This is a genomic window from Streptomyces sp. C (assembly GCF_000158895.1).
In the GTDB taxonomy this organism is placed as follows: domain Bacteria; phylum Actinomycetota; class Actinomycetes; order Streptomycetales; family Streptomycetaceae; genus Streptomyces; species Streptomyces racemochromogenes.
In genome coordinates, this window is sequence record NZ_GG657750.1 from 6,971,349 (window position 1) to 6,977,154 (window position 5,806).

The 5,806-nt window shown below is 72.5% G+C and carries 5 protein-coding genes and 1 pseudogene; 3 read left to right on the forward strand and 3 right to left on the reverse strand.

Translation table 11 applies throughout. The features are described 5' to 3' along the window. Positions 1–181 precede the first annotated feature (181 nt). Complete coding sequence (locus SSNG_RS31230; protein ID WP_042804413.1) at positions 182–1,552, reverse strand: cation:dicarboxylase symporter family transporter; 1,371 nt, start codon at positions 1,550–1,552, stop codon at positions 182–184. A 106-nt stretch (positions 1,553–1,658) separates the two neighbouring features. Here SSNG_RS31230 and SSNG_RS31235 point away from each other — a divergent pair, with 106 nt between their 5' ends. Together SSNG_RS31235 and SSNG_RS31240 are read left to right on the forward strand one after the other, a co-directional pair. Next, complete coding sequence (locus SSNG_RS31235; protein ID WP_042802417.1) at positions 1,659–3,257, forward strand: sensor histidine kinase; 1,599 nt, start codon at positions 1,659–1,661, stop codon at positions 3,255–3,257. Further along, the gene (locus SSNG_RS31240; protein WP_042802419.1) at positions 3,254–3,952 is read left to right on the forward strand and encodes a response regulator; all 699 of its coding nucleotides are present in this window, start codon (positions 3,254–3,256) and stop codon (positions 3,950–3,952) included. Before SSNG_RS31235 ends, SSNG_RS31240 begins: the two co-directional genes overlap by 4 nt. On the opposite strand, the gene SSNG_RS31245 is transcribed toward SSNG_RS31240, so the two are convergent. Together SSNG_RS31245 and SSNG_RS31250 are read right to left on the reverse strand one after the other, a co-directional pair. After that, the gene (locus SSNG_RS31245; protein ID WP_007267950.1) at positions 3,910–4,755 is read right to left on the reverse strand and encodes a tyrosinase family protein; all 846 of its coding nucleotides are present in this window, start codon (positions 4,753–4,755) and stop codon (positions 3,910–3,912) included. The genes SSNG_RS31240 and SSNG_RS31245 overlap by 43 nt on opposite strands. Then, positions 4,755–5,147, reverse strand: coding sequence for a tyrosinase family oxidase copper chaperone (locus SSNG_RS31250; protein WP_007267951.1), 393 nt, complete (start codon positions 5,145–5,147; stop codon positions 4,755–4,757). The genes SSNG_RS31245 and SSNG_RS31250 overlap by 1 nt, the downstream gene beginning before the upstream one ends. Positions 5,148–5,445: 298 nt before the next feature. Between SSNG_RS31250 and SSNG_RS31255 the strand changes: the two are divergent. Then, a pseudogene (locus SSNG_RS31255) lies at positions 5,446–5,806 on the forward strand (pyridoxal-dependent decarboxylase); the annotation flags it as partial.

Here is a 5,806-nt window from a genome sequence, read left to right on the forward strand (position 1 = left end):
GATGTCAGACGCGCCGCCCCTGAGGGAAGTACCTTTTAGCGCAGCAGAGTTGAAGATCACATGGCCGAAAGTGGCGGTTCGCGGCCGTTCGTGGGCGTTTGAGGCGCGGTCCGGCCGGGCTGGGCACCGTGGGGGCGAGCCCTGCCCGGCCGGAACCCGCGGGTGTGCGGGGCCCGGAGGCTCAGGCCGCCGGCACACCGTCCTTGGGGCCGGCCGCCGGACCGGGCACCGCCGGCGGGGCGGGTTCACCGGGCGCCGCGTGGCCGTCGTCCACCAGCGTGGTCTCGTCGAAGGGCAGCCGCCCGGCCAGGACTTCGGCGGCCCGCTCGCGGTCGAACTCCTTCGTCCACGTCCCGATCAGGACGGTGGCCACGGCGTTGCCCGCGAAGTTCGTCAGGGCCCGCGCCTCGCTCATGAAGCGGTCGATGCCGACGATCAGGCCCACCCCGTCGACGAGTTCGGGCCGGTGCGACTGGAGGCCGCCCGCCAGGGTGGCGAGGCCCGCGCCGGTGACCCCGGCCGCGCCCTTGGAGGCCACGATCATGAAGAGCAGCAGCGAGACCTGCTCGCCCAGGGCCAGGGGCTTGCCCATCGCCTCCGCGACGAAGAGCGAGGACATGGTGAGGTAGATGGCGGTCCCGTCCAGGTTGAACGAGTAGCCCGTCGGCACGGTGATGCCGGTGACCGGGCGGGAGACGCCCAGGTGTTCCATCTTCGCGATCAGCCGCGGCAGTGCCGACTCGGAGGAGGAGGTCGACAGGATCAGCAGGAACTCCCGGCCCAGGTAGCGCAGCAGCGCGAAGACGCTGACACCCGTGCAGAGCCGCAGCAGGGTGCCCAGCACCACGAAGACGAAGAGCAGACAGGTGGTGTAGAAGCCGATCATGATGACCGCGAGGGACTTCAGCGCGTCGATCCCGGTCGCCCCGACCACCGCCGCGATCGCTCCGAAGGCACCGACGGGCGCCACCCACATGATCATCGCCAGTACGCGGAACACCAGCTTCTGCAGGTGCCCGATCCCGCGCAGCACCGGCTCGCCCGCCGGGCCCATGGCCTGGAGCGCGAACCCGCACAGCAGTGCCACCAGCAGCGTCTGGAGCACCTCGCCCCCGGTGAAGGCGGAGACCAGGGTGGTCGGGATGATCCCCAGGAGGAACTCCTGGGTGCTCTCCGCCCCGCCCGCCTTGGCCTGCGCCTCGCCGGCCCGTGCCGCCGCCTCGGTCAGGTGCAGTCCGCTGCCCGGCTCCAGCAGGTTCCCCACCAGCAGCCCGATGGCCAGGGCCACCGTGGACATCACCATGAAGTAGCCGAGGGCGAGCCCGCCCACGGCGCCGACCTTGGCGGCCTTGCGGACCGACCCGATGCCCAGCACGATCGTGCAGAAGATCACGGGCGAGATCATCATCTTGATGAGGTTCACGAAGCCGGTGCCCAGCGGCTTGAGCTCCACGGCCACGCCGGGTGCGGCGAAGCCGACGGCGATGCCGAGGAGCACCGCGGCGATCACCGCGATGTAGAGGTAGTGGGTTCTGTCGCGTCTGGCGGCCATGTCGCGCTCCTGGGTGGTGAGGTCGTTCCGGGAGACCATCGCCCAGCCTGTGACCCCGGTCACCCTTGCGTTCATTGAGTTCACGGCCCGGTGCACACTGAGCGCCATGTTCCGCTTCCCCCGGCCGCCCCGCAGCCTCGCCGGCCAGCTCTTCGCGATGCAGGTCCTGCTGGTCGCGCTCGTCGTCGCCGGCTGCGCGGTCTTCGCGTACGCCACCGCCCGCGACCAGGCCGAGGACGCCGCCCGGCGGCAGGCGGGAGCGGTGGCCCGGGCCGTCGCGTACTCGCCCTCCGTACGCGAGGCCGTACGCGCCGGCCCGCCCGGAGCCGATCCTTCCGCCGAGCTCCAGCCCTACGCGGAGCGGGTGCGCACCGACTCCGGCGTGGACTTCGTGACGATCATGGCCCCGGACGGGCGGCGCTGGACCCACCCCGACCCGCGCCGCATCGGCGAGCGCTTCCTCGGCAACACCGCCCCGGCCCTGCGCGGCGCCACCTTCAGCGAGACCTACACCGGCACTCTCGGCCCCTCCATCCGCGTGGTCACCCCGCTCCGGGACGCGGACGGCTCCGTCATCGGCCTGGTCAGCGCGGGGATCACCGTCCGGGCCATCAGCGCCCGCCTCGCGGCGCAGCTCACCGCCCTCGCCTGGGTGGCCGCCGGGGCACTGGCCCTCGGCGCGGTGGGTACGTACGTGGTCAACGCCCGGCTGCGCCGCCACACCCACGGCATGGACGCCGCCGGGCTGAGCCGGATGTACGACTACCACCAGGCGGCCCTGCACGGGGTCCGGGAAGGGCTGCTGATGCTCGACGGCCACCGCAGGATCACCCTCATCAACGACGCGGGCCGCGAACTGCTCGGCCTGCGCGGGGAGGTCACCGGCCGCGGTGTCGCCGACCTGGGCCTGCCCGCACCGCTCACCGGGGCGCTGCTCGCCGACCGGCCCCGGGTGGACGAGGTGCACCTGAGCGCGGAGCGGGTGCTCGTCGTCAACAGCTCTCCGGTGGCCGGCGGCGGCCGCCGGGGCACCGTGGTCACCCTGCGGGACCACACCGAACTCCAGGTGCTGGCCGGGGAACTGGACCACGAGCGCGGGTTCACCCAGGCCCTGCGCTCCCAGGCGCACGAGGCGGCCAACCGGCTCCACACCGTGGTCTCCCTGATCGAACTGGGCCGCAGCGAGGAGGCGGTGGAGTTCGCCACCGCCGAACTGGAGCTGGCCCAGGCGCTGACCGACGAGGTCGTCGCCGCCGTGGGCGAGCCGGTGCTGGTCGCCCTGCTGCTCGGCAAGGCCGCCCAGGCGCACGAGCGCGGCATCGAGCTGGTCGTCACCCCGGAGTGCGGGGCGATCGAGGCGGGGCCGGGGGTGCCGCCGGCCCGGGACCTGGTGACGGTGCTCGGGAACCTCGTCGACAACGCCCTCGACGCCCTGACGGGGGTACCGGGCGGGCGGATCACCGTCACCGTGCGCCGGGACGCGGCCGGGCTGCTGCTGCGGGTCGCGGACAACGGGCCGGGCCTGCCCGAGGGGGCGGACGTCTTCCGGCGGGGCTGGTCGGGCAAGGGGGAGGGGCGGGGCCTGGGCCTGGCCCTGGTCCGGCAGGTGGTCCACCGGCACGGCGGCTCGGTGGAGGCCGGCGACGCTCCCGGCGGCGGAGCGGCGTTCACCGCGCGGCTCCCGCTCGCGGGCGGTGCGGCGTGAGCGGGCCGGTGCGGGTCCTCGTCGTCGAGGACGACCCCGTCGCCGCCGACGCGCACGCGCTCTACGTCGGCCGGGTGCCCGGCTTCACCGCGGTGGCGGCGGTCCACTCCCTGGCCGAGGCCACCCGGGTGCTGGAACGCACCCACGTCGACCTGCTGCTGCTCGACCTCACCCTGCCCGACGGCCACGGGCTGCGTTTCGCACGCGGGCTGCGGGCGGCCGGGCACCCCGCCGACGTGATCGCGGTGACCTCGGCGCGGGACCTGGCCATGGTCCGCGAGAGCGTGTCGCTGGGGGTGGTGCAGTACGTGCTCAAGCCCTTCGCCTTCCCCACCCTGCGCGAACGGCTTCTCCGCTACGCCGAGTTCCGGGCCGCCGCCGGTGAGGCGGCGGGCCAGGACGACGTGGACCGGGCGCTCGCCGCACTGCGCGCGCCCGCCTCGGCCCAGCTGCCCAAAGGACTCAGCGCCCCGACCCTGGACCGGGTCGCGGCGCTGCTGCGGGCGGCGCCCGGGGGGCTGACCGCCGCGGGGGCGGCCGAGGCGGCCGGGATCTCGCGGATCACCGCCCGCCGGTACCTGGAGCACCTGGTGGACACCGGGCGCGCGGACCGTACGCCCCGGTACGGCCAGGTCGGCCGCCCCGAACTGCACTACCGCTGGCTGGCGGCGGCCGGCTCGGTGTCGAACGTGTAGAACTTCCGGTGGTCGAGCATGTCGGCCGGGGTCACGTCGTTCCACGGCCGCATCGTGTCGCGCAGGTCGACCACGTTCGGGGTGCCGGCGGCCGGGAGGTAGGTCGAGTTCGGGTTCTTCGCCTGCCAGTCCGCCCAGAGCTTGTCCACGAAGGCGTGGTGCATCCAGAAGACCGGGTCGTTGGGGGAGACTCCGGTGGCCATCTGGCCGCCGACCCACACGTGCACCCGGTTGTGGAGGTTGGCGCCGCGCCAGCCCTCCAGGTTGTTGCGGAAGCCGCCCGAGGAGCTGTTCCAGGGGGCCATGTCGTAGACCGGCATGGCCAGTACGGCGTCCACCTCGGCACGGGTCGGCAGCTGGGCGACGCCCTCGCCGAGCGCGCGCCGCAGGTAGGAGCGGCCGTCGACGCGGACCGCTATCTCCCACTTGCCCGTCGCGTAGGCGAAGGGGCCGTCCATGACCTGCCCGTCGCGGGCGCGGCCGGTGCCGCCGAGGAAGTCGGCGGCCCAGAGGGAGGAGCGGGAGGTGCGGTCGGCGGTCCAGTCCCAGTACGGGAGCGAGACGCTCTTGTCCACCGCCTGAAGAGCCGCTTCGAACTCCAGCAGAAAGCGGCGGTGCCAGGGGAGGAACGAGGGGGAGCGGTGGCCCACCCGGTCGCCCGAGTCGGTGTCGCTCATGATGAAGCCGTTGTGGGTGGTGACGAAGCGGTCGTAGCGGCCGGTGCGCTTCAGTTCGAGCAGCGCGTTGGTGAAGGCGCGCTTCTCCTCGGCGGTCAGCGTGGCCTGGTTCTTGCGGACTGCCATCACATGCCGCCCATCTGCATCGGGGCGAGCTGGGCGCCCTGGAGCTCGCGCACGGCGGCCCGGGCGAGCGACGCGGGGTCGGCGAAGGTCTCGTAGTGGTTGACGACGCTGATCCAGGTGCCGTCGGCGTTGCGCATGACGTGCAGCTCGCGGCCGTCTATGCGGACGGTCGGCATTCCGGTGCCGCCGTGGTGGCCGCCGTGGTGACCGCCGCCGGTGGCGGGGGATATCTGGATGCGGCGGCCCTGGTACACCTCGTCGACGGTGCCGGCCGGGGTGGTGGCGGCGCGGGAGTCGGTGGCGGCGGCGTGCGCGGTGGCGCCCGCGATGCCGAGGACGGTGAGTGCGCCGGCAGTGGTGCCCAAGGCCTGCCGGCGGGTGATCTTGTTCATGGCGGAAGAACTATCAGTGCCCGTACGACAGTTGACCGCTATCCGGACATCGGCGGATAAGTTCTATATAGAACCATTTGGGCGATCTTCCCGTCCGGACCGGCTCCAGTGGTCCGGACGGGAAGATCTGCGGATGAAATACTACTCGACGGTAATTTTTTCGGTCCGGCGGGGGTCCCTATGGAGGGGGTCACACCCCGTAGTCGGCCGGAAGCGGTGCCGGAAGCCGCCCCGCACGACCGGCTTTCCAGGGTTTCCGGAGCCGGAATGTATGGCAGTTTGCCCCTATAGTCCGGATATGGCTCTTCATCAGACGAAGGACACGCACGCCCGGGACGACGGGACGGACGTGTTCGCGTCCGCCCTGAGCGGCCAGGTCCTCCCGAAGTACCGGATCCCCGACGACCACTCGCCCGCCGAGGTCGTCTACTCCCTCCTGCACAACGAGCTGCTCCTCGACGGCAACGCCGCCCAGAACCTGGCCACCTTCTGCACCACCTGGTCGGACGACGCCGTGCACCGCCTGATGAACGAGTGCCTCGACAAGAACATGATCGACAAGGACGAGTACCCGCAGACCGCCGAGATCGAGGCCCGCTGCGTCAACATCCTGGCCGAGCCTCTGGAACGCCCCGCCCGGCCACGTCGGCACCGGCTGC

Coding starts and splice junctions, on each gene's coding strand:
- SSNG_RS31250 (WP_007267951.1), bottom strand. CDS start 5,147: ATGAACAAGATCACCCGCCGGCAGGCCTTGGGCACCACTGCCGGCGCA.
- SSNG_RS31230 (WP_042804413.1), bottom strand. CDS start 1,552: ATGGCCGCCAGACGCGACAGAACCCACTACCTCTACATCGCGGTGATC.
- SSNG_RS31245 (WP_007267950.1), bottom strand. CDS start 4,755: ATGGCAGTCCGCAAGAACCAGGCCACGCTGACCGCCGAGGAGAAGCGC.
- SSNG_RS31235 (WP_042802417.1), top strand. CDS start 1,659: ATGTTCCGCTTCCCCCGGCCGCCCCGCAGCCTCGCCGGCCAGCTCTTC.